The 20318-nt window shown below is 41.5% G+C and carries 21 protein-coding genes; 19 read left to right on the top strand and 2 right to left on the bottom strand.

Translation table 11 applies throughout. The features are described from left to right. The first annotated feature begins 39 nt into the window (after nucleotides 1-39). The 6 genes from AABM38_RS18295 (at nucleotide 40) to rarD (ending at nucleotide 6385) form a co-directional block, all read left to right on the top strand. Complete coding sequence (locus tag AABM38_RS18295) at nucleotides 40-1185, top strand: cysteine desulfurase family protein (RefSeq protein ID WP_423407670.1); 1146 nt, start codon at nucleotides 40-42, stop codon at nucleotides 1183-1185. Beyond that, nucleotides 1182-2390 (top strand): tRNA uracil 4-sulfurtransferase ThiI, encoded by a 1209-nt coding sequence (gene thiI, locus AABM38_RS18290; RefSeq protein WP_423407669.1) that lies wholly within the window; start codon nucleotides 1182-1184, stop codon nucleotides 2388-2390. The genes AABM38_RS18295 and thiI overlap by 4 nt, the downstream gene beginning before the upstream one ends. Nucleotides 2391-2539: 149 nt before the next feature. Next, nucleotides 2540-2746, top strand: a complete 207-nt coding sequence (locus AABM38_RS18285) for a small, acid-soluble spore protein, alpha/beta type (protein ID WP_207500692.1) — start codon at nucleotides 2540-2542, stop codon at nucleotides 2744-2746. Between the two features lie 151 nt (nucleotides 2747-2897). After that, nucleotides 2898-4481, top strand: a complete 1584-nt coding sequence (gene mbcS / locus AABM38_RS18280) for an acyl-CoA synthetase MbcS (protein ID WP_423407668.1) — start codon at nucleotides 2898-2900, stop codon at nucleotides 4479-4481. A 393-nt stretch (nucleotides 4482-4874) separates the two neighbouring features. Continuing rightward, nucleotides 4875-5192, top strand: coding sequence for an iron-sulfur cluster biosynthesis family protein (locus AABM38_RS18275; protein ID WP_423407667.1), 318 nt, complete (start codon nucleotides 4875-4877; stop codon nucleotides 5190-5192). A 257-nt stretch (nucleotides 5193-5449) separates the two neighbouring features. After that, nucleotides 5450-6385, top strand: a complete 936-nt coding sequence (rarD, locus tag AABM38_RS18270) for an EamA family transporter RarD (RefSeq protein ID WP_423407666.1) — start codon at nucleotides 5450-5452, stop codon at nucleotides 6383-6385. Between the two features lie 35 nt (nucleotides 6386-6420). On the opposite strand, the gene AABM38_RS18265 is transcribed toward rarD, so the two are convergent. Beyond that, on the bottom strand, nucleotides 6421-7221 hold the full coding sequence (locus AABM38_RS18265; RefSeq protein ID WP_423407665.1) for an NAD kinase: 801 nt from the start codon (nucleotides 7219-7221) through the stop codon (nucleotides 6421-6423). Nucleotides 7222-7363: 142 nt separating this feature from the next. Between AABM38_RS18265 and sppA the strand changes: the two genes are divergently transcribed. The 11 genes from sppA to AABM38_RS18210 all read left to right on the top strand — a co-directional run bounded on the left by sppA (nucleotide 7364) and on the right by AABM38_RS18210 (nucleotide 17116). Next, complete coding sequence (gene sppA / locus AABM38_RS18260; protein ID WP_423407664.1) at nucleotides 7364-8374, top strand: signal peptide peptidase SppA; 1011 nt, start codon at nucleotides 7364-7366, stop codon at nucleotides 8372-8374. Nucleotides 8375-8650: 276 nt separating this feature from the next. After that, complete coding sequence (locus AABM38_RS18255) at nucleotides 8651-9106, top strand: RDD family protein (protein ID WP_423410786.1); 456 nt, start codon at nucleotides 8651-8653, stop codon at nucleotides 9104-9106. Between the two features lie 74 nt (nucleotides 9107-9180). After that, nucleotides 9181-9876, top strand: a complete 696-nt coding sequence (locus tag AABM38_RS18250) for a DUF2953 domain-containing protein (RefSeq protein WP_423407663.1) — start codon at nucleotides 9181-9183, stop codon at nucleotides 9874-9876. Between the two features lie 18 nt (nucleotides 9877-9894). Continuing rightward, a complete protein-coding gene (ytfJ, locus tag AABM38_RS18245; protein ID WP_423407662.1) occupies nucleotides 9895-10404 on the top strand; it encodes a GerW family sporulation protein in 510 nt (169 codons plus the stop codon). Between the two features lie 203 nt (nucleotides 10405-10607). Beyond that, nucleotides 10608-11108, top strand: a complete 501-nt coding sequence (tpx, locus tag AABM38_RS18240) for a thiol peroxidase (protein WP_423407661.1) — start codon at nucleotides 10608-10610, stop codon at nucleotides 11106-11108. Between the two features lie 158 nt (nucleotides 11109-11266). After that, the gene (locus AABM38_RS18235) at nucleotides 11267-12262 is read left to right on the top strand and encodes a class I SAM-dependent methyltransferase (protein ID WP_423407660.1); all 996 of its coding nucleotides are present in this window, start codon (nucleotides 11267-11269) and stop codon (nucleotides 12260-12262) included. Nucleotides 12263-13003: 741 nt separating this feature from the next. Further along, entirely contained in the window at nucleotides 13004-14191 is a 1188-nt protein-coding gene (locus tag AABM38_RS18230) for an acetate kinase (protein WP_423407659.1), read from the top strand. Between the two features lie 104 nt (nucleotides 14192-14295). Continuing rightward, on the top strand, nucleotides 14296-15132 hold the full coding sequence (locus tag AABM38_RS18225) for an EcsC family protein (protein WP_423407658.1): 837 nt from the start codon (nucleotides 14296-14298) through the stop codon (nucleotides 15130-15132). Nucleotides 15133-15136: 4 nt separating this feature from the next. After that, nucleotides 15137-15649 (top strand): MogA/MoaB family molybdenum cofactor biosynthesis protein, encoded by a 513-nt coding sequence (locus AABM38_RS18220; protein ID WP_423407657.1) that lies wholly within the window; start codon nucleotides 15137-15139, stop codon nucleotides 15647-15649. Nucleotides 15650-15725: 76 nt separating this feature from the next. After that, nucleotides 15726-16289, top strand: a complete 564-nt coding sequence (locus AABM38_RS18215) for a helix-turn-helix domain-containing protein (protein WP_423407105.1) — start codon at nucleotides 15726-15728, stop codon at nucleotides 16287-16289. After that, the gene (locus tag AABM38_RS18210) at nucleotides 16187-17116 is read left to right on the top strand and encodes an IS3 family transposase (protein WP_423410710.1); all 930 of its coding nucleotides are present in this window, start codon (nucleotides 16187-16189) and stop codon (nucleotides 17114-17116) included. Before AABM38_RS18215 ends, AABM38_RS18210 begins: the two co-directional genes overlap by 103 nt. A 93-nt stretch (nucleotides 17117-17209) precedes the next feature. Here AABM38_RS18210 and AABM38_RS18205 read toward each other — a convergent pair whose 3' ends face one another. After that, nucleotides 17210-17527, bottom strand: coding sequence for a hypothetical protein (locus tag AABM38_RS18205; RefSeq protein WP_423407656.1), 318 nt, complete (start codon nucleotides 17525-17527; stop codon nucleotides 17210-17212). A gap of 211 nt (nucleotides 17528-17738) precedes the next feature. Here AABM38_RS18205 and AABM38_RS18200 point away from each other — a divergent pair, with 211 nt between their 5' ends. Together AABM38_RS18200 and argH are read left to right on the top strand one after the other, a co-directional pair. Beyond that, on the top strand, nucleotides 17739-18944 hold the full coding sequence (locus tag AABM38_RS18200) for an argininosuccinate synthase (protein WP_423407655.1): 1206 nt from the start codon (nucleotides 17739-17741) through the stop codon (nucleotides 18942-18944). Next, nucleotides 18941-20311: an argininosuccinate lyase gene (argH, locus tag AABM38_RS18195; RefSeq protein ID WP_423407654.1), complete on the top strand. Its 1371-nt coding sequence runs from the start codon at nucleotides 18941-18943 to the stop codon at nucleotides 20309-20311. The genes AABM38_RS18200 and argH overlap by 4 nt, the downstream gene beginning before the upstream one ends. The last annotated feature ends 7 nt before the right edge of the window (nucleotides 20312-20318 follow it).

Genomic DNA, 20318 nt, shown 5'->3' with positions numbered 1-20318 from the left:
TTTAGTTAGCATTAAGGTTTTGAACAAGGGGGGAAGAAGATGATTTATTTTGACAACAGTGCAACGACAAAACCCTATAAAGAAGTATTAAATTCATTTTTAAAAGTATCTGAGGATTTTTTCGGCAATCCATCATCTCTTCATAGAATTGGCGGGCAGGCAGAGAAACTGCTCCAGCAGGCACGCAGCCAGGTTGCTAAATTGCTTAAGGTCAAGGAAACGGAGATATTATTCACCTCTGGTGGTACAGAGAGCAATAATCTTGCAGTTAAGGGCGTGGCATTGGCGCATAGAGAACGAGGAAGACATATCATTACCACTGCCGTGGAGCATGCCTCCGTTCATAATGCAATGATGCAGCTTGAAACGCTCGGATTTGAAATTACGTATATTCATCCCGATTCCTTTGGTTTCATCAGTACTGAAGCAGTTGAAAAGGAAATGCGTGATGACACGATCCTGGTGTCCATTATTCATGTGAATAATGAAGTCGGTACAATCCAGCCTATTGAGGAAATTGGCTCCATGCTGAAAAAGTACCCTAAGGCAATTTTACATGTGGATCACGTCCAGGGAGTTGGAAAGGTCCCGATTGATTTTTCAAATGCCGGGATTCATTTGTGTACAATCTCTGGACACAAATTTCACGGATTAAAAGGAACAGGCGCTTTATTTGTTAAAGAAGGAATCCATTTGTCCCCATTATTTTCGGGAGGGAATCAGGAATGGAAGCAGCGGAGCGGAACGGAAAATGTTGCTGGCATGGTTGCGATGTCAAAAGCATTGCGGATGACGCTTGAACAAAGAAATGAAAAACTGAATCAAATGAGTGCAGCATTGGAAAGAGTAAGGGATGGGATATACCAAATCAAGGAAATTACTATCCATACACCTCATGAAAACAGTGCACCGCATATTTTAAATTTCTCGGTAAAAGGAATAAAGGCAGAAACCTTCGTCCATGCCCTAGAGGAAAAGGATATCTATGTATCGACTACTAGCGCATGTTCTTCAAAGAAAAAGGCTGCCAGCAAGACTTTATTGGCAATGGGAGTTCCGGCTGATGAGGCTGAAAGTGCAATCCGGATCAGTCTTAGTTACAGCAATACAGTAGAAGAAGCTGAACAAACAGTGAAAGCAATAGCAGAGGCTGTAAAACAACTAAGTGAGGTAGTAAAAAAATGATGTATGACCGTATATTGGTTCGATATGGAGAAATATCGACAAAAGGAAGAAACAGAAACAAATTTATCGACCGGTTAAGAAAAAATGTTAAAAGATCTTTAAGCGATTTACCGAATATTGAGATTAAGGCAGATCGTGACCGCATGTTTATCCTGCTGAATGGCGAAGACAGCGCAGAAGTGGGGAAACGAATAAAAAGGATATTTGGAATTCAATCATACAGTCCCGCAATTAAAGTGGAAAAAGAGATTGAGAAAATGAAGGATGCTGCGCTTGACCTTTTTAGAAGCATTCACAAACAAGGACAAACGTTTAAAATTAGTGCAAAAAGATCTGATAAAACATTCGAACTTGATACGAATGAAATTAACTCTACATTTGGAGGCCATATTTTAAGAAATGTGGATGGGCTGACTGTTGATGTACGCAGGCCGGATATTAATCTTCAGATTGAAATTCGAAAAGAGGCTGCCTACATATCAGCTGAGAATATCAGGGGAGCAGGGGGGCTGCCTGCTGCATCAGGTGGTAAAGGGATGCTCATGCTCTCAGGCGGCATCGACAGTCCAGTTGCAGGTTATTTAACCATGAAAAGAGGCCTTGAAGTAGAAGGTGTTCATTTCTTCAGTCCCCCATTCACAAGTGAACGCGCTAAGCAAAAGGTCATCGATCTTTCTGAAAAACTTGCAGAGGTAAGTGGACATTTCGCGCTGCATATCGTTCCCTTTACAGAAATTCAACAAGCCATACACAAGCAGGTTCCTGAAAACTATACCATGACTACGACAAGAAGGCTGATGCTTCGAATTACGGACGCTATCAGAGAGAAACAGGGCGGTTTAGCCATCATCACTGGCGAAAGTCTAGGTCAGGTAGCCAGCCAGACTCTTGAAAGTATGTATGCGATTAACGAAGTAACTAGTACGCCGATCATCAGGCCATTAATTACCATGGACAAACTTGAGATCATGGATATTGCCCATGATATCGAAACGCATGACATATCCATCAGGCCTTATGAAGATTGCTGCACGGTCTTCGTCCCAGCATCTCCCAAAACAAAGCCAAAGCTTGAAAAAGTCCAGAACTTTGAGAGCTACTTTGATTTTGATGAATTGATTCAAAAAGCGGTAGAAGGAACAGAACGGATCATTATTACACCGGCATCACAACGAAAAGATGACCCGATAGATGATTTATTCTAGGTTAGTCATGAGCATTATAATTTGAAGACATAAATGCGATAATAATCATTTTCACATATGTTAAAAATTTGTGAACAATTACCAGTTAATCTTCAGTATTAAGCCATGTGTTTCTACACACTCTATAATCACAAGGAGGTGAAACACACATGGCAAACAACAACAGCTCAAATCAACTTCTAGTTCCTGGAGTTCAACAAGCTCTTGATTCAATGAAGTATGAAATCGCTACAGAATTTGGTGTACAACTTGGTGGAGAAACTACTTCTCGCGCTAACGGTTCTGTAGGAGGAGAAATCACTAAGCGTTTAGTTCAAATGGCTGAACAACAACTTGGTGGCGGATTCTCTCGCTAATCAAAAAATAAATAATATGGCTACAAGGAGCAGGGCAATCGTCCTGCTCCTTTTCTAATTTTTTAAATTTTATCTTATAATTTTTAATTTTAAAATAATTTTGTATAATGGAGAAGTGGGGATTTATCTTAAAAATTAAAGGGGGAAAATTATGAACAGGGAAGAATTGATTGCACCTCAAAAGTATAATCTCGTTTCGGAGATGGAGCGCTTTGCCCAGGATTCCGACAGAAAGGCCATCCTATGGGAGAATGAAGAAGGCGATGAAAAGGAAATTACATACAGGGAACTTCTAAATAATGCAAACAGAATTGGAAACGTTTTCTCGAAATATGGCTTGAAGCAGGGAGACGTTGTCCTTGTTGTTGTACCAAGACTGATTGAAGCTTATCAAACATATATTGCGGCGTTAAAAATGGGACTGGTTGTCATTCCGAGTTCCGAAATGCTAAGGACGAAGGATTACCAATATCGTATAACACATGGTGATGTAAAAGCGGTGGTCAGCTTCGCTCCATATACAAAGGAATTTTCCGGAATCGACGAAGTTGAGAATCTGCATAAATTTGTCATCGGAGAGAACATAGACGGCTGGGTTCATCTTGACGAAGAAATGAAATCTGCTTCTGAAGCACTGGAGCTGGCGGACACAGAGCGTGACGACATGGCGTTCCTAAGCTATACATCTGGTACGACAGGAAATCCGAAGGGAGTTGTCCACACACATGGGTGGGCATTTGCCCATTTGCGCACTGCAGCAAGTATATGGCTTGGCATTGAAGACGGGGATACTGTATGGGCAACTGCAGGACCAGGGTGGCAGAAATGGATCTGGAGCCCGTTTTTATCTGTAATGGGTACTGGTGCTACAGGCCTTGTATATCACGGGAAATTCGAGCCTCAGAAATACCTGTCACTTTTACAAAAATACAATGTGAACGTTCTATGCTGCACACCGACCGAATATCGCTTAATGGCGAAAGTAGAGAACATTGGCGATTACAGTCTTCCTGGGCTGCACAGCGCTGTATCTGCAGGTGAACCGCTTAACAGGGAAGTGATTGAGACATTTAAAAAGCATTTTGATGTCGAGGTCCGTGATGGGTATGGCCAAACAGAGAATACACTTCTTGTTGGTGTTACAAAAGGAATGGAATTAAGGCCGGGTTCGATGGGCAAGCCAACTCCAGGCAACCGTGTCGAAATCATCAATGAAAATGGAGAACCATGTGCTCCGGGAGAAGTCGGAGACATCGCAGTCCATATTGAAACACCTGCACTTTTCAAAAACTATTATAAGGATCCTGAACGCACAGCGATGCAGTTCAGGGGAGACTACTATGTAACCGGCGACAAAGCGACAAAGGACGAAGATGGTTATTTCTGGTTTGAAGGACGCGGCGATGACATCATCATCAGTTCAGGTTATACAATTGGGCCATTCGAAGTTGAAGATGCACTTGTTAAGCATCCATATGTTAAGGAATGCGCAGTCGTTGCCTCACCAGATGAGATTCGCGGCCATATTGTCAAAGCGTTTGTCGTTTTGAGAGAAGGCATCAGCCCTGAGCAGGAAAACCTTATCGCGGAGCTGCAGCAGCATGTAAAGGATTTGACTGCACCATATAAATACCCGCGTAAGATTGAGTTCCTTGAAGAACTGCCAAAAACCACTTCCGGAAAGATCCGTCGAATTGAGCTAAGGAAAAAGGAATTAGAAGGTGCAAGTAAATAAGGAAAGAGAAAAGCAGGCTGTTTTAAGGCCTGCTTCAGCTTGTCGCCAAACATACAGGTAACAAATCAGTTATTGAAAACCTGTTGATTGAAGTGGAAGGCGCGAAGACTCCTCGAAAATGCTAACGCATTTTCTTCGTGCGTGGGCCCATTCGAGGAAGCTATACAGTGTCCTGCGGGCTCACCGCCAGCCCCGCGGAAGCGAAGTGACTGGAACGGAAATCAACAGACCTTTATTACTTCCCAACCATTATAAAAAAATGTAGCCAAGCTGGCTTTCATCTAGCTTATCTACATTCTGAAGCAGGCTGTTTAGGCCTGCTTTTCTATGTGCCAGCAATTGTTTTCTCATAAAAACTTGGGTATATATAAGTAAAAGAAAGGATGATCAACTGTGAAAATAGAAATTAGAGAGCCTGCATTAAACGAACTGACGAAGATTGATTTAGATCAAGACGAAGGAATAAGAATTTTAGCTGAGTTTGTAGGTACTTGCTCGATTGCTACTGACATTGAGCTTCATATAGAAAAGATGCAAGAAAATGATTCGGTAATAAATGAAAACGGGATAAATTTCTTCGTTCCAAAGAAATCCATAGAATCCCTGCCTGATAAAATATTTTTAGATTATAAACCGGGATTGGGTTATAAAATATCCTCGGCGGAAGAGACCTTTGGTTATAATTTTCAGCTTAAATATAAGAACAGTTAGTTTATGAAATAGCCCTGAGGGGTTATTTTTTTTAGGGATAGTTGGCTTCCAATTAAATGGATGAAAGTAGCTTTGACAATTGAACATGTAGAAATAATGCAGTGAAGGAAATTCTAAGCGGATTAATAATATATCCAAGGTACTTATTCAGTTTGCACCTCTTGCCTAATCTATGTTTAAGAAAAAGATTGTCAGTGCAGCTTTTGCCCCTTATAATGATATTATTTCGAGTCTAGAAAGATTAGGGGTGTCAACAAATGAATAATAGGACCGAACAGCAAGCTGGCGTTTTATATGCAGCTTTTTCTTATATTTTATGGGGGGTACTTCCGATTTACTGGAAGCTTCTTCACCACGTGAATGCCGATGAAATCCTCGCTAACCGGGTATTTTGGTCGTTCTTTTTCGTAGCAGCTGTTCTGTTCTTCAACAAGAAATGGAACCTATTTACCGGAACTTTGCGCGGCTTTGCTAAAAATAAAAAGCAATTTGCGGCCCTGGCAGTAGCTTCATTACTTATCAGTATAAACTGGTTCATATACATTTGGGCCGTCAATACGGATCAGATGATTGAAGCGAGCCTTGGCTATTATATCAACCCGCTTGTAAGCGTACTTCTGGGCATGGTTTTTCTTAAAGAAAGACTTACGGTGATGCAATATGTATCTTTTGCTTTGGCAGCGGCTGGAGTGCTGATCATGACCATTTCATATGGCCAATTTCCGTGGATTGCAATGTCGCTTGCAGGGTCATTCGGACTTTATGGGCTTGCGAAGAAATTGATAAAAGTGGATTCCGCGGTCGGACTTGCACTTGAAACACTTGTCGTTATGCCGCTGGCTGGAATTTATATAGGCTACTTGTTTTTCAAGGGCACCAACTCGCTATTTGCTGGTTCATGGTCGACAAGCCTGCTGCTCGCTGGTGCAGGAGTGGCTACGGCAGTTCCTTTGCTATACTTTGCGAAGGGAGCGCAAAGAATTCCACTCGCAACTCTTGGAATCCTCCAATATATTGCACCAACATTAACATTGATACTTGGAGTTTTCGTCTATCACGAAACCTTCTCAACCATTCACCTTTTAGCTTTTACCTTCATCTGGTCTGCTTTGATTCTCTACTCACTATCAAGGACGAAGCTGGGAACAGCAATGACTGTAAAATGGAAAAAAGAAAAGGAAATGCAAATGTAAAAAATAAGAGCTGCGGATCATCCGCAGCTCTTCCTTTATAGAAACGTCCTCTTAACTTTCTCCCAGAAGGAATTATCCTTCAGTTTGACAGTCTTGATGATTTTATTGCTTAGTTTAACATCGAATTTATCTACATGCTGGATGCTTAATGCTTCATTATCCATACCCATGATTGGATAGTCATTGCCGTCTTGGGCAACCTTGAAAGTAAGCTTTCGGTCACCGCTTAGAATGAAAGATGATCCAAGAGTGCGGTAATGATTATTATTCACGGAAGCGAGCTCGCTTACCTGCATGCACGGAAGCAGCGGATCAACAACGGCCCCATTAACAGATTTGTTATAAGCAGTGCTTCCAGTTGGAGTAGCAACGATCATCCCGTCTCCGCGGAAGGTTTCAAAATGGATATCATCAATAAATACATCCATCACAAATGCTTTAATGATTCCAGAGCGGACACTGAATTCATTCAGGCAAACAAACGATGTTTCCTCATCGATCGTGACCTCAATCGTTGGATAGCGTCTTACTTCAATTTGAGAATTGGTAATGGCTTCGATCATTTTATCCGTATCGGCAATTTGGAAATCGCAATACATGTTCAAGGAGCCAGTAGTGGAAATACCAGCGTATAGGCAATCATCGCGAAAACCAGTTTTTCTGACAGCCTGCAGGAATGTTCCATCATCGCCGATACTGACGATAATGTTGGCCTGGCGGTAATCTGAAACAATATTGAAGTCATATCGTCTTGCCAATTCGTATAAAGGCTCAACTTTTTCCAACATTTTTGTATCGGGCTTATGGTAAAAATAAATATTGCGGCGATCTTGCATGACTGATTCCTCCAAACATTATGTAATTTTCCATATTTTTACCCACTTTTGAAATCTTTTGCTAAAATAAATGTTATTGACATCAGTTTATCATTTTTACATAACTATTTGAAAGTACAAGGAATTTTAAGGGGGCTTTACGATGAATGGTAAAAGATGGGCAGCATTAGGTATTGCTGCAGGTTTGCTGATTGCTTCAACAGTCATTAATCTTTTGTCTACATTCGCATTCAGCGACGCTGAAAATGCATTTAATGACATATTTGCTGTATCGGAAGAAATGTTTGCGGAAGAAATCATTGAGGAAGGGGATATGCTGAGTAAAATCGCTGTCTTGTCCATTGACGGGGTCATCCAGGACACAGGGGATACCCAGTCTTTCTTTGAAAGTCCGCTCTATAACCATAAAGCATTCATGGAACAGCTCGAATATGTAAAAGAAGATGAAGATGTTAAAGCGATCATCCTGCGAGTCAATTCTCCTGGTGGAGGGGTCGTCGAGAGCGCTGAGATACACGATAAGATCAAGGAAATACAGAAGGATACTAAGAAGCCTGTATATGTTTCCATGGGATCGATGGCAGCATCCGGGGGGTATTATGTATCCGCTCCAGCTGATAAAATCTTTGCCAGTCCAGAAACTTTGACAGGATCTCTTGGAGTCATCATGCAGGGTGTCAATTATGCTGGACTTGCCGAAAAATATGGTGTGGAATTCAACACAATCAAAAGCGGACCTTACAAGGATATTATGAGTCCTTCCAGGAAGATGACAGAGGAAGAACGGAAAATCCTTCAATCTATGATCAATAATTCTTATGAGGGTTTCGTAAAAGTAATTTCAGAAGGTCGAGGCATGTCTGTTGAACAGGTCAAGAAAATCGCGGACGGCAGAATCTATGACGGCCGTCAGGCAAAAGAACTGAACTTAATCGATGGATTTGGGTATCTTGATGATGTCATTGAAGCAGTGAGGAAAGATGAAAAATTGGGAGATGCCCAGGTAGTTAAATATACGGAAAGTACGGGAATCAGTTCCTTCTTTAGCATGAGTGCGCAAAAAATCATGGGGAAAGACACAGAAATGGCAGGTTTAATGAAGATACTGTCCCAGCCTAATTCTCCCCGCTTAATGTATCTGTATGCGGAATAGGGGGGGACAAAAATGAATTCGAATGAATTTGATAAAGAAGAAAATAGAACCGTTAATGATTCAGGAAAACAAGAAGGGATCAAGCAGGATGAAACTGAACTGCCGGTTAGAACGGAAAGAGTTGGAATTAACGAACAAACTGCTCAAGCAGAGTCTGCTGAAGCCGACAAAGTAAGTAATCGAAGTGTTTACCTGGATAATGGGGAACAAACAGAACAGTTCGGTCGAATACCAGCAGGCAATACTTCATCATCCGCTCCTTACAAGCCTGAAGGGATTTTTGCTGAGCAAAATGAAGCTGGCCATTATCAGTGGGAGGGCTTATATGCGGGATTCTGGATGCGTTTTTGGGCTTATTTACTGGACCTGATTGTGATTGGCAGTGTTAACAGGATGATTATTAATCCGGTTTTCCGTGCCCTGGACGTTCCGTTAGTAAAAGAGGGAATTTTTTCTCCTGTGTCCATCGCCACTGCGGTCGTGTTCTATCTATATTTTGTGCTGATGACTAGGTATTATAGGCAGACACTTGGCAAAATGGTCTTCGGCTTAAAGGTTGTCGATTTGAGGGGCAATCGTCTATCATGGGGGACCGTGATTTTCCGGGAATGGATCGGCCGTTTTATTTCGGCGACAATAATGGTTCTGTATGTAATTGTTGCTTTCTCCAAAAAGAAACAAGGCCTGCATGACATGTTTGCTGATACAGCCGTCATATATGAACCGCGATAAAATGAACCTGCTTCGGCAGGTTTATTTTTATGCCTTTTGGTTGATAATAATAGGCTGAAAGGTTGTGGAGGATAATGAAATGGGTGCTGCTTGCCTTACTGCTTCTCACTGTACTTATACTAATCATCCTTATAACAAAAGTGAAAATTTTTATTGATTATTTCCACGGCAATGATAACGATCATCTTAAAATTACCGTAAAAGCCTGGGGAGGGCTTATAAAGTATAAGGTCGATATCCCGGTTATTAAAATTGATGATAATTCACCCACGATTGTAGCGGAGCAAAAAATCCACACAGGACCAAATGAAAATATGAAACAAGAAAAAATATCACAAGTTGATAAAACAGATTTACTAAACAGCATAAATGATTTCAAGCATTTAGTTACCCATGTTGCAGGACTTCACAAAATCATCAGGGGTTTTTTAAGAAAAGTAACACTCAGGAAAATAGAATGGCACACCATGGTTGGAGTGGGAGATGCCGCGGCGACAGGCGTCATAACGGGAGCCTTTTGGGCTGTAAAAGGAGGATTGATTGGTGTCCTCAGCCATTATATGAAACTGAAAGATATGCCAGTTATGTCGATCACGCCAAGTTTTCAGCATGCCGTGTCGATCACTAGCTTTAAATGTATGATTCAAGTCAGAGTCGGGCATGCTATTTTAGCAGGAATAAAGCTGGTTAAATATTGGAAAGGCGGATGGCCGCAATTTAAAACAAAGCCATTATCCGTACTTTCTGGTGATAAAACTAATACCGTTTAAACAAGGAGGAAAACAGGAATGTCAGACCATCCAATTCAAGGACTTATGACGACTGCCATGGAAAGTTTAAAAGAAATGATTGATGTCAATACAATCATAGGAGACCCTGTAGAGACACCGGACGGAAGTGTGATCCTGACCGTTTCTAAAGTAGGTTTCGGTTTTGCTGCTGGTGGAAGTGAATTTGTTTTGGAAAGCACGAAGGGTGGATCAGGAGGCTCTGGCAGTTCTGGCGGTTCTGGAGGGCAGTCCGGAGGTTCACAGCATCCATTTGGAGGAGGCAGCGGCGGCGGTGTGTCAATTACGCCAATCGCGTTCCTGATTGTCAGCTCACATGGCGTGAAGATGCTTCATCTAGATGAAAGTACACATTTGTATGAAAAAATTCTTGACCTGGCGCCTCAGGCTGTGGATAAAATTCAGCAAATGATGTCCAAGAAAGATCAAAACAGCCAGAATGGCAGTCAGAACCAAAACCAAAATAATCAATCAGCTTACAACGGACCTAAATCAGAACTTGAATTTTAAGGTGCTGCTGCCTTTTCAAATGGGGAGGCAGCTTCGCTTTGTAAAAGTATCTTAGAAGAATTGTTTAGCAGTCATGCTCTTTTTTCGTTCGTTTCTCTTTAATAGCAGTATGCTAACATATGAGTCAGTAAAATAATTGCAAAAACTTGCTGTTAAAGATATATTTACACTGTACATAAAAAGGACAAGGAGGATGAGCAGGTATGGCATCTGTTACATTTAAGGGGAACCCAGTTACATTGTTAGGAAATGAAGTGAAAGTTGGAGACCAGGCGCCTGATTTTAAGGTTCTTGCAAATGATATGTCTGAAGTGACACTTCAGAATACTAAGGGGCAAGTTAGACTGATCAGCGCAGTACCTTCTCTCGACACTGGCGTTTGTGATGCAGAGACTCGCCGTTTTAACGAGGAAGCTGTAAAACTTGATAATGTTAAGGTATTGACAGTGAGCGTTGACTTGCCATTTGCACAGAAGCGCTGGTGCGGAGCCGCTGGAATTGAAAATGTCCAAACGGTTTCTGACCACCGTGAGCTTTCATTTGGTGAGGCATACGGAGTCGCAATTAAAGAACTTCGCCTGCTGGCTCGTGCAGTATTTGTTGTTGATTCTAATGACAAAGTAACATATGTACAATATGTTAGTGAAGTGACTGATCATCCTGATTATGAAGCAGCGGTTGAAGCTGCTAAGCAAGCTAGATAAAACCAAGCCATGACAAGCCGCAGGATTCTGCGGCTTGTTTTATGTAGAAGAACCTCAAAAGGCTAGGAGTCGCGAAAAACGATTAGTGCATCCAGCTTGTAAGCAATGAAAAACATGGCTACAATAGTAGATACCTATTTTAATCGGGAGGAAGAAAAGTGAGTATGACTCCGGTAGAAAAATTATTTACCGCTTTTAATACAACGGCGGATATTTTAAAAGAAGAACTTGCATGTACATATTTGGAGGCGCTGGCCGAAACTGGGGAAAATATGTTCCAGGGCACTGTCCTTCAAGCTGAATTAAATGAAGTAGCGAAGAAAAGGCTTGAAAAAACATATAAAGAGATCAAGCTTGATGATTTCTCCAAAGAAGATATCAGGAAAGGCTTCCAGCTGGCGATCTTGAAAGGCATGAAGGAACACGTTCAGCCAAACCATCAGATGACACCAGATTCTGTCGGGATGTTCATAGGATATTTGGTAAGTAAATTCATTGATAAGAAAGCTTTCACGCTGCTAGACCCTGCCATTGGAACAGGCAATTTGCTTGCCACAGTTCTTAACCAGCAGACAGATAAAACGATTGACTCGATCGGAGTGGAAATCGATGATCTGTTGATCAGATTAGCTTTCGTCAATGCCAATTTACAGAAGCATTCTGTCGAACTTTTTAACCAGGACAGCCTTGAGCCATTGTTTGTAGATCCGGCAGATGCCGTTATTTGCGATCTTCCTGTCGGTTACTATCCTAATGACCTAAGGGCAGAAGATTATGAAGTGAAAGCAGCTGAAGGACATACATATTCCCACCATATGTTCATTGAGCAAAGCACGAAGCATGTTAAGGCTGGCGGTTATTTGTTTTTTATGATTCCGAATGGATTATTTGAAAGTGAGCAGGCTCCTTTACTGCATGAGTTCATTAAGAAGAATTTGATTGTCCAGGGGATTTTGCAGCTTCCAGCATCATTGTTTAAAAATAAGCAGGCTGCAAAAAGCATCTTGATTATGCAGAAAAATGGCTCTGAAGTGAATGCGCCGAAACAAGCACTTCTCGCTGAGCTGCCAAAGCTGTCAGATGGTGCAGCGGTAAATCGAATGCTGAATAAAATCGACCTTTGGTTTAAAGAAAATAAGCAAAATGAAAAATAACTTAAAGAACCGGTTCGTTCCCGGTTCTTTTTCTTGTTGATTAGGAAATTAATTATAAAATTTTTAAGGTGTGGATAACCCAAGCCGGATTTGCTTAATCCAGCTCTAGCGCCTAGCCCTTCGAGTCGCTTGTCCAGCTGCGGCTCCTAATTCCTCGAGACGCTTCGGTCCTGCCAATGAAGTCAAAGAACGACTTCACTGTCAGGCCCTCCAGCGCTTGTCGGAGTTTACCAGTCGCCTCCGCTTTTCGAATTGTCCAGTGTCGCCTCCTAGAAACTCCGAAACTTCAACTCCGCCGGCAGAAGCAAAGAGCGCTTCTTTGTCGGAGCCTCCAGTTTCTGCGTTTCTGGACAGTCGGCTACCCATTTCGGTTTCGGTCCGCTCAGGTGAAGTCAAAGAACGACTTCACTGGTCGGCCCTCCGACGGACAGGACGTCCTAGTGCCGACGTTGCCGCAGGACGCGGCGTTTTAGTCGGCCAGCGCTTGTAGGGGCTGACCAAGGCGCCCTGAGCTTTTTGTTCTGAAAATGGGTAATTCATCATTATGTGAAACTTTTTACAATCCTTAGAAGTATCTGAATAAAAACTCATTTCCGGTTTGAGAAAGCTTTGCTTGAAATGTGAAATAGACAGTGTTTAAATGGAACATTGAGAGATATATTTGCATCCTGTGGCACACAATAAAGGTGTACTATTTTAACGTATACTTAAACAGGTTGTTATATAAAAGGAGCGGAAAAAATGGCTAAAATCATTGCAATCAATGCCGGCAGCTCATCACTTAAGTTTCAATTATTTGAAATGCCGAGCGAAGAAGTTATTACAAAGGGTATTGTTGAAAGAATCGGAATTAAGGATTCTATTTTCACAATCTCTGTTAATGGCGAAAAAATCAAGGAAGTTACCGATATTCCTAATCATGAGGTTGCGGTAAAAATCCTTCTTGATAAGCTTACTACGCTTGGAATCATCCAATCCCTGGACGAAATTGAAGGCGTTGGCCACCGTGTTGTTCACGGCGGAGAAGAATTCAATGATTCAGTGTTGATCACTGAAGAAGTTTTGACTAAAATCGAAGAACTATCTGAGCTTGCACCATTGCACAATCCTGCAAACCTTACTGGAATCCGTGCATTCCAGAGAGTTCTTCCTAATGTTCAAGCAGTTGCAGTCTTTGATACAGCTTTCCACCAGACAATGCCAGAAAACTCATTCCTGTACAGTCTTCCTTATGAGTACTATAAAAAGTACGGAATCCGTAAATATGGCTTCCATGGTACATCACATAAATATGTGTCACAACGTGCGGCTGAAATGCTTGGTCGTCCAGTTGAGCACTTGCGTCTAATTTCCTGCCACCTTGGAAATGGTGCAAGTATTGCCGCAATCGAAGGCGGTAAATCAATCGATACATCAATGGGCTTCACACCTCTTGCTGGTGTGACGATGGGAACACGGTCAGGAAATATTGACCCTGCTTTAATCCCGTACATCATGGAAAAAACGGATAAAAATGCTGACGAAGTTTTAAATGTCCTTAATAAGGAAAGTGGAATGCTCGGCGTTTCTGGCTTCTCAAGTGACCTTCGCGACATCGAAGACGAAGCAGAAAAAGGAAATGAGCGTGCAGAGCTTGCTTTGAAGGTATTCGCAGACAGAATCCACAAATATATCGGTTCATATGCAGCACGTATGTGTGGCGTTGATGCAATCATTTTCACAGCAGGTATTGGTGAGAATAGTTCTGCTATCCGTGCTCGCGTCCTGCAGGGACTAGAGTTCATGGGCATTTACTGGGATCCTGCTTTGAACAAAGTCCGTGGAGAAGAAGCGTTCATCAGCTACCCGCATTCACCTGTAAAAGTAATGGTCATCCCGACTGACGAAGAAGTAATGATCGCGCGCGATGTTGTGCGTTTAGCTAAGTAATCATTTTTAGGGCAGAAGCTTTAAGCTTCTGCCCTTATTGTATTTTTATAGCTGTTTTCTTTTGTGCTATACTGGAAGAAAATGCACACGCTGGAGGTTTTTTAATGCCTTTAACTGACCGGGAACAAAAGGTATTGGAAGAATTAACACTATGGGAAAGCAAACTTTATGGATATGAGCCGAATGATTTTGAACTAGCCTATGACAGATATTTGGACCGATCCTTTTCTCTGCTGCCTGTGGAGGTCCAAGAACGGTTTTTCTCTCTCTTTGACAGTGGGTTGTTTCATCTGCATTCCCTTATCCAGGGCTCGCAGCTGCAGATGGATGCAAAAGAAAGAATCCTTGCTGCAGGCCGTGTATTTCAGCCTGACCTTGAGACAATCCAAGATTTAAGGGAGCTGCCGATCGAGCAGCTGGAGTTTATTGCAGGACAGCAAATAGCACGCCATAGAATCTATTCCTTTGTGCAGGGAGGCATGTCAGGCAGCGGCAGCAAGCTGGTACTTGGAGCGGATATGCCTGCCATGGCGGTCATCAATCTAAGAGTTGTACAGCTGATCGCGATGACATACGGTTTTGAAGTGAATACACCATTTGAGATGATGGTCGCCTTGAAAGTATTCCATACTGCGACAATGCCGTCCAGGATGCAAAGTTTAGGATGGACAGAATTAAAGAAGGATTTGGAGCAGGCCGAAGATTATTATTTTTACCAGGGAAATGATGATCTGACAGACGTTACATGGCTTGAACAGCCAATTAAGCAAATCTTCAAGGGTATGACCATTATGATATTCCGCAATAAGCATTTGCAAGGCATGCCAGTCATCAGCATGGCGATTGGAGCCGGTGCAAACTATCAATTGACCCGTAGAGTCACCGAATTCGCACATAAATACTATCAAATGAGGTATTTCAAAGAAAAAGGGGCACTGTAGCATTATGAGTACACAGGAGCACAAACAGGCTGCACCAAGCCACGTCCGCTGCATGGTTATAACGGTCAGCGATACGAGAACGGAAGATACAGACAAAAGCGGCAAACTGATGATGGAATTGCTTGAAAAAGCAGGCCATAAGATTGTAGAGTACGTAATCGTTAAAGATGAGGCAGAGCCAATTAAATCAGAAGTACTAAAGGGATGCAGGAATCCGGACATTGACGTTGTCCTGACAAATGGCGGAACAGGGATTGCCAAACGGGATGTAACAATCGAAACGGTCCAAAGTCTATTCGATAAAGACATCCCGGGTTTTGGAGAGATTTTCCGTATGCTTAGCTACCAGGAAGATATCGGATCAGCTGCTTTATTATCACGGGCAGCCGCCGGTGTAGTGAATGACCGAGCTGTCTTTTCTACACCTGGGTCAACCGGCGCAGTCCGCCTGGCAATGGAAAAACTGATTATTCCTGAAATCGGACATGTCGTAAGGGAATTGACAAAGGATCTATAAGCAAAAAGAGCTTGGAAGCAATTGGTACTGCACCCCAGAAGTTAGAGTTACAATCTAACTTCTGGGGTGTTTTTGTATGGCAAAGTATGGTGGAAAATTTAAATTAAAAATCGTAAAGGAATATCTAGAAGGTACTATAAGCTATATATCATTAGCTAAAAAATATGGTATCCCTGCTGAATCTCAAATTAGGAGATGGGTTCGTGCTTATAAAGAATTTGGCGAAGACGGACTGCGTAGGAAGCATTCTAAAAAAGTTTACTCTGTCCAATTTAAGTTAAATGTACTAAACTTTATGAAACAGACAGGTGCTTCTTACCAAGATACTGCGATTGTTTTTGAGATGAACAACCCTTCATTAATTAACAATTGGTACAAAACCTTCTTAGAGAAGGGTATAGAGGGCCTGCAAGAAAAAGCGAAAGGGCGGCCTTCTATGTCTAAAAATCATAAAGGAAAATCACTAAAAAAAGAAATAGAGTTATCTCGTGAAGAACTATTAGAACGTGAAAATGAACTTTTACGTTTAGAGAATTCATATTTAAAAAAGTTAAACGCTTTTCAGGAGAATCCGAATGCCTTCCTCGAAAAGCACAAGCAGCGTTGGCATTTGAACTCAAAGAAGAAGGATTCAGATTAAAAGATATATTAGTAGTAGTAGATATTCCAGAAGCAACTTATCATTATCAAGTGAAGCAATTGAAAAAAGATGATCCAGATAAAGAGTGGAAGGAACTAATTACTGATCTATTTCAAAAGCACGAGGGTAAATACGGATATCGTCGCATTTATTTAGAGTTAAGAGGACAAGGGTATGTGATTAACCATAAAAAGGTTCAACGAATAATGAGTGTATTGAATTTAAAATGTGAAAAATTCACACGTAAATCTCGTTATAAATCATATAAAGGTACAGTTGGTAAAGTAGCCAAAAACCGCTTGAATCGTAGATTCAATACATCTATCCGCCTGCAAAAACTAGTAACGGATGTGACCGAATTTAAATGTACTGATGACCAAAAGCTATATTTAAGTCCTATAATGGATTTATACAACGGTGAAATTATCTCTTTTGGTATATCCAACAGACCAACATTGGACCTGGTTTTAGAGCCATTAAATAAAGCTATTGAAATCATTAAGGACGAAGCAGAATATCGTACAACGATACACTCGGATCAAGGTTGGCATTATCAACATAATACCTGGGTAAAAACATTAAAGAGAAATAAAATCTTTCAAAGTATGTCTAGAAAAGCAAGCTGTGCAGATAATGCGGCAATGGAAAACTTCTTTGGGATTCTCAAACAAGAAATGTATTACGGAGAAGACTTAGTGCCTTATGAAGAGCTGAAAAGGAAAATAGAGGAGTATATATATTACTACAATAATGAACGTATTAAAGTAAAACTGGCTGGTTTAAGTCCAATACAATACCGAACTCAAACCAGCCAATTAGCTGCATAATAAAAACTCTAACTTTGTGGGGTCACCACCAATTCCAGGCTCTTTTTTCATGGCTATTCCCTCAACATAAACACCGTCAGTTATGCTAAAACATCATTGATGCATTTTATCAGAAGTAATGTCTTGATGCGTCCTGTACCATAGCCAAAGGTCATTGATGATGGATGCCAGTTCGGCAATCTCGCTGTTTAGTTCACATGAAATGATAAAATTACTTTCATCAGACAGCTGCGCCTGTTTCAGGTTTATGGTTTTTTCAAGCTCCGCGATTCGGTCAGGAATGCTTCCTCGAATTTTTTCCCAGTGGAGAAGGATCGCATGCTGTGTATCAATGTCATATTCGTCCCATTTTTCTCTTAAAGCAGGCAGGGGTATGCCCAGTCGGCTGTTAAATAGAAAATATTGTTCCATATCTTAAGGAGCCCCCAATCCGATCATATTGCTTTTATTCTACTATACTTCTATTTTCACTTCCACAATTGCCTGACTATGTCCATTTCAAGGAATTTTAAAGAAACAATTATTTTTATCTTGAAAAGTTCCGTAAAACCTGTTAATTTATTAAACATGAATAAAAATTAATATCAGTGAATAAATATTCGATTATAAAGGAGCAAATAAAATGACTGAAAACAAAGTGATACTAGCCTATTCGGGCGGTCTTGATACATCTGTAGCAATTAAATGGCTTAAGGATCAAGGATATGCAGTGGTTGCTTGCTGCTTGGACGTTGGCGAAGGTAAAGATCTTCAATTCATTAAGGAAAAAGCATTAAAAATTGGCGCTGTTCAATCTTATGTACTGGATGTAAAGGATGAATTTGCAAATGATTATGCACTTTTTTCCTTGCAGGCTCATGCTTTATACGAAGGGAAATATCCTCTTGTATCTGCACTTTCTCGTCCCCTTATTTCTAAGAAACTAGTAGAAATCGCAGAAATGGAAGGTGCAGTTGCAGTCGCGCACGGATGTACAGGAAAAGGAAATGACCAGGTACGATTCGAGGTATCCATCAAGGCCCTTAATCCTGACCTGAAGGTTATTGCACCTGTACGTGAATGGAAATGGTCACGTGAGGAAGAGATTGCGTATGCAGCGAAAAATGGCATTCCAATCCCGATCAACCTTGATAGCCCATTCTCTATTGACCAGAACTTATGGGGAAGAAGCAATGAATGCGGCATTCTGGAAGATCCATGGATGGCGCCGCCGGAAGAAGCTTATGAATTGACTGCGGGACTTGAAGATACACCTGATACCCCTGATCTCATTGAAATAGAATTTAATCAAGGTGTGCCTACAGCAATCGATGGAAAAGCTTATCCTCTTTCGGAATTGATTCTTGAGCTGAATGCAATTGCAGGAAAGCATGGTGTCGGAAGAATTGACCATGTTGAGAACAGACTTGTCGGCATCAAGTCCCGTGAAGTTTACGAGGCTCCTGCAGCCATGACTTTAATTAAAGCTCATAAGGAATTGGAAGATATCACACTTGTTAAAGAAGTAGCACATTTCAAGCCAGTCATTGAGAAAAAGATGACAGAACTGATTTATGAGGGATTATGGTTTTCTCCACTCCAAGAAGCATTGGCTGCATTCTTAAAATCTACCCAAAAGCATGTGACAGGTACTGTCCGTGTTAAATTATTCAAAGGTCATGCGATTGTGGAAGGAAGAAAATCCCCTTATTCTCTATACAATGAGAAATTGGCAACTTATACGGCAGATGATGAATTCGATCATAGTGCAGCTGTAGGATTCATTAATCTTTGGGGCCTTCCGACAGTCGTACACAGCATGGTTCAGAACAAGAAGGTGACAGTGTGAAGAAATTATGGGGCGGCAGATTCACCGGATCGGCAGAGGATTGGGTTGACGAATTCGGTGCCTCGATCGGCTTCGACCAGGAATTAGCAGAGCAGGACATCGAAGGAAGCATTGCCCATGCCATGATGCTGGCACAATCTGATATTATTTCAGATAGAGAAGCTGACGAAATTATTCAAGGTTTGAAAAAGCTAAAGGAAAAAGCAAAAAATAATGACCTTGAATATTCTGCGAAACTAGAGGACATCCATTTAAATCTTGAGCACCATTTAACAGAATTAATTGGTCCAACTGGGGGCAAGCTCCACACGGCCAGGAGCAGGAATGACCAGGTTGCAACCGATATGCATTTATATCTAAGAGCTCAGGTAGAAGAAATCATCGAACTGATCAATGAGTTTCAAAAAACAATCATAGAGCAGGCGGAACAGAATATTGAAACGATTATGCCTGGCTATACACATTTGCAAAGAGCACAGCCAATCTCATTTGCCCATCATCTTATGGCTTATTTTTGGATGCTGGACAGGGATAAACAGCGTTATTCTGACAGTTTCAAAAGAATTAACTTATCCCCACTTGGCGCAGGGGCATTGGCTGGAACGACATTCCCGATTGATCGCTACTTCACTGCGCAGAAGCTTGGATTTGAGGGGATTTATGAGAACAGCCTGGATGCTGTCAGCGATCGTGATTTTATCCTTGAGTTCCTGTCAGGAAGCTCGATTTTGATGATGCACCTCTCACGTCTGTGTGAAGAAATCATTCTTTGGTCCAGTCAGGAGTTTCAGTTCATTGAACTTTCAGATGCTTTTACAACAGGCAGCAGCATCATGCCGCAGAAGAAAAATCCTGATATGGCTGAATTAATCCGCGGGAAAGCAGGCCGTGTCTATGGTAGCCTTATCGGTCTGCTGACGGTTTTAAAAGGTCTGCCGCTAGCATACAACAAAGACATGCAAGAAGATAAGGAAGGCATGTTTGATACGGTTAAAACCATCAAGGGTTCCCTTAAAATATTCTCTGGAATGATTAAGACGATGAAAGTTAAAAAAGAGACAATGGAAAGCTCCGTTAAGAACGATTTTTCAAATGCGACTGAACTTGCCGACTATCTTGCCACTAAAGGTATCCCCTTCCGTGAAGCTCATGAGATAGTTGGAAAGCTGGTCCTTGAGTGCATACAAAAACAATGCTATCTTGCAGATTTGCCTTTAGAAGCTTATAAAGAAATGAATCCTTTGTTTGAGGATGATATATATGAAGCTTTGAATCCGTATAACGCGGTTGGACGCAGAACTAGTGCGGGCGGAACAGGGTTTTCTCAAGTGAAAGCCCAAATTGGTAAGGCGAAAGAACTTTTATAAAAAGAAA

It is taken from the genome of Heyndrickxia sp. MSNUG, from assembly GCF_049532715.1.
Taxonomy (GTDB): Bacteria; Bacillota; Bacilli; order Bacillales; family Cytobacillaceae; genus Mesobacillus.
The sequence above is the reverse complement of the archived record's forward strand: the minus strand, read 5'-3'. Positions and strand labels throughout refer to the sequence as shown.

Bases quoted from the DNA above. Each gene is read 5' to 3' on its own strand.
- AABM38_RS18205 (WP_423407656.1), bottom strand. From the start codon at position 17,527: ATGGAACAATATTTTCTATTTAACAGCCGACTGGGCATACCCCTGCCT.
- AABM38_RS18250 (WP_423407663.1), top strand. From the start codon at position 9,181: ATGAAATGGGTGCTGCTTGCCTTACTGCTTCTCACTGTACTTATACTA.
- AABM38_RS18295 (WP_423407670.1), top strand. From the start codon at position 40: ATGATTTATTTTGACAACAGTGCAACGACAAAACCCTATAAAGAAGTA.
- AABM38_RS18230 (WP_423407659.1), top strand. From the start codon at position 13,004: ATGGCTAAAATCATTGCAATCAATGCCGGCAGCTCATCACTTAAGTTT.
- tpx (WP_423407661.1), top strand. From the start codon at position 10,608: ATGGCATCTGTTACATTTAAGGGGAACCCAGTTACATTGTTAGGAAAT.
- AABM38_RS18220 (WP_423407657.1), top strand. From the start codon at position 15,137: ATGAGTACACAGGAGCACAAACAGGCTGCACCAAGCCACGTCCGCTGC.
- AABM38_RS18285 (WP_207500692.1), top strand. From the start codon at position 2,540: ATGGCAAACAACAACAGCTCAAATCAACTTCTAGTTCCTGGAGTTCAA.
- thiI (WP_423407669.1), top strand. From the start codon at position 1,182: ATGATGTATGACCGTATATTGGTTCGATATGGAGAAATATCGACAAAA.
- rarD (WP_423407666.1), top strand. From the start codon at position 5,450: ATGAATAATAGGACCGAACAGCAAGCTGGCGTTTTATATGCAGCTTTT.
- mbcS (WP_423407668.1), top strand. From the start codon at position 2,898: ATGAACAGGGAAGAATTGATTGCACCTCAAAAGTATAATCTCGTTTCG.
- AABM38_RS18265 (WP_423407665.1), bottom strand. From the start codon at position 7,221: ATGCAAGATCGCCGCAATATTTATTTTTACCATAAGCCCGATACAAAA.
- AABM38_RS18200 (WP_423407655.1), top strand. From the start codon at position 17,739: ATGACTGAAAACAAAGTGATACTAGCCTATTCGGGCGGTCTTGATACA.
- ytfJ (WP_423407662.1), top strand. From the start codon at position 9,895: ATGTCAGACCATCCAATTCAAGGACTTATGACGACTGCCATGGAAAGT.
- sppA (WP_423407664.1), top strand. From the start codon at position 7,364: ATGAATGGTAAAAGATGGGCAGCATTAGGTATTGCTGCAGGTTTGCTG.
- AABM38_RS18215 (WP_423407105.1), top strand. From the start codon at position 15,726: ATGGCAAAGTATGGTGGAAAATTTAAATTAAAAATCGTAAAGGAATAT.
- AABM38_RS18225 (WP_423407658.1), top strand. From the start codon at position 14,296: ATGCCTTTAACTGACCGGGAACAAAAGGTATTGGAAGAATTAACACTA.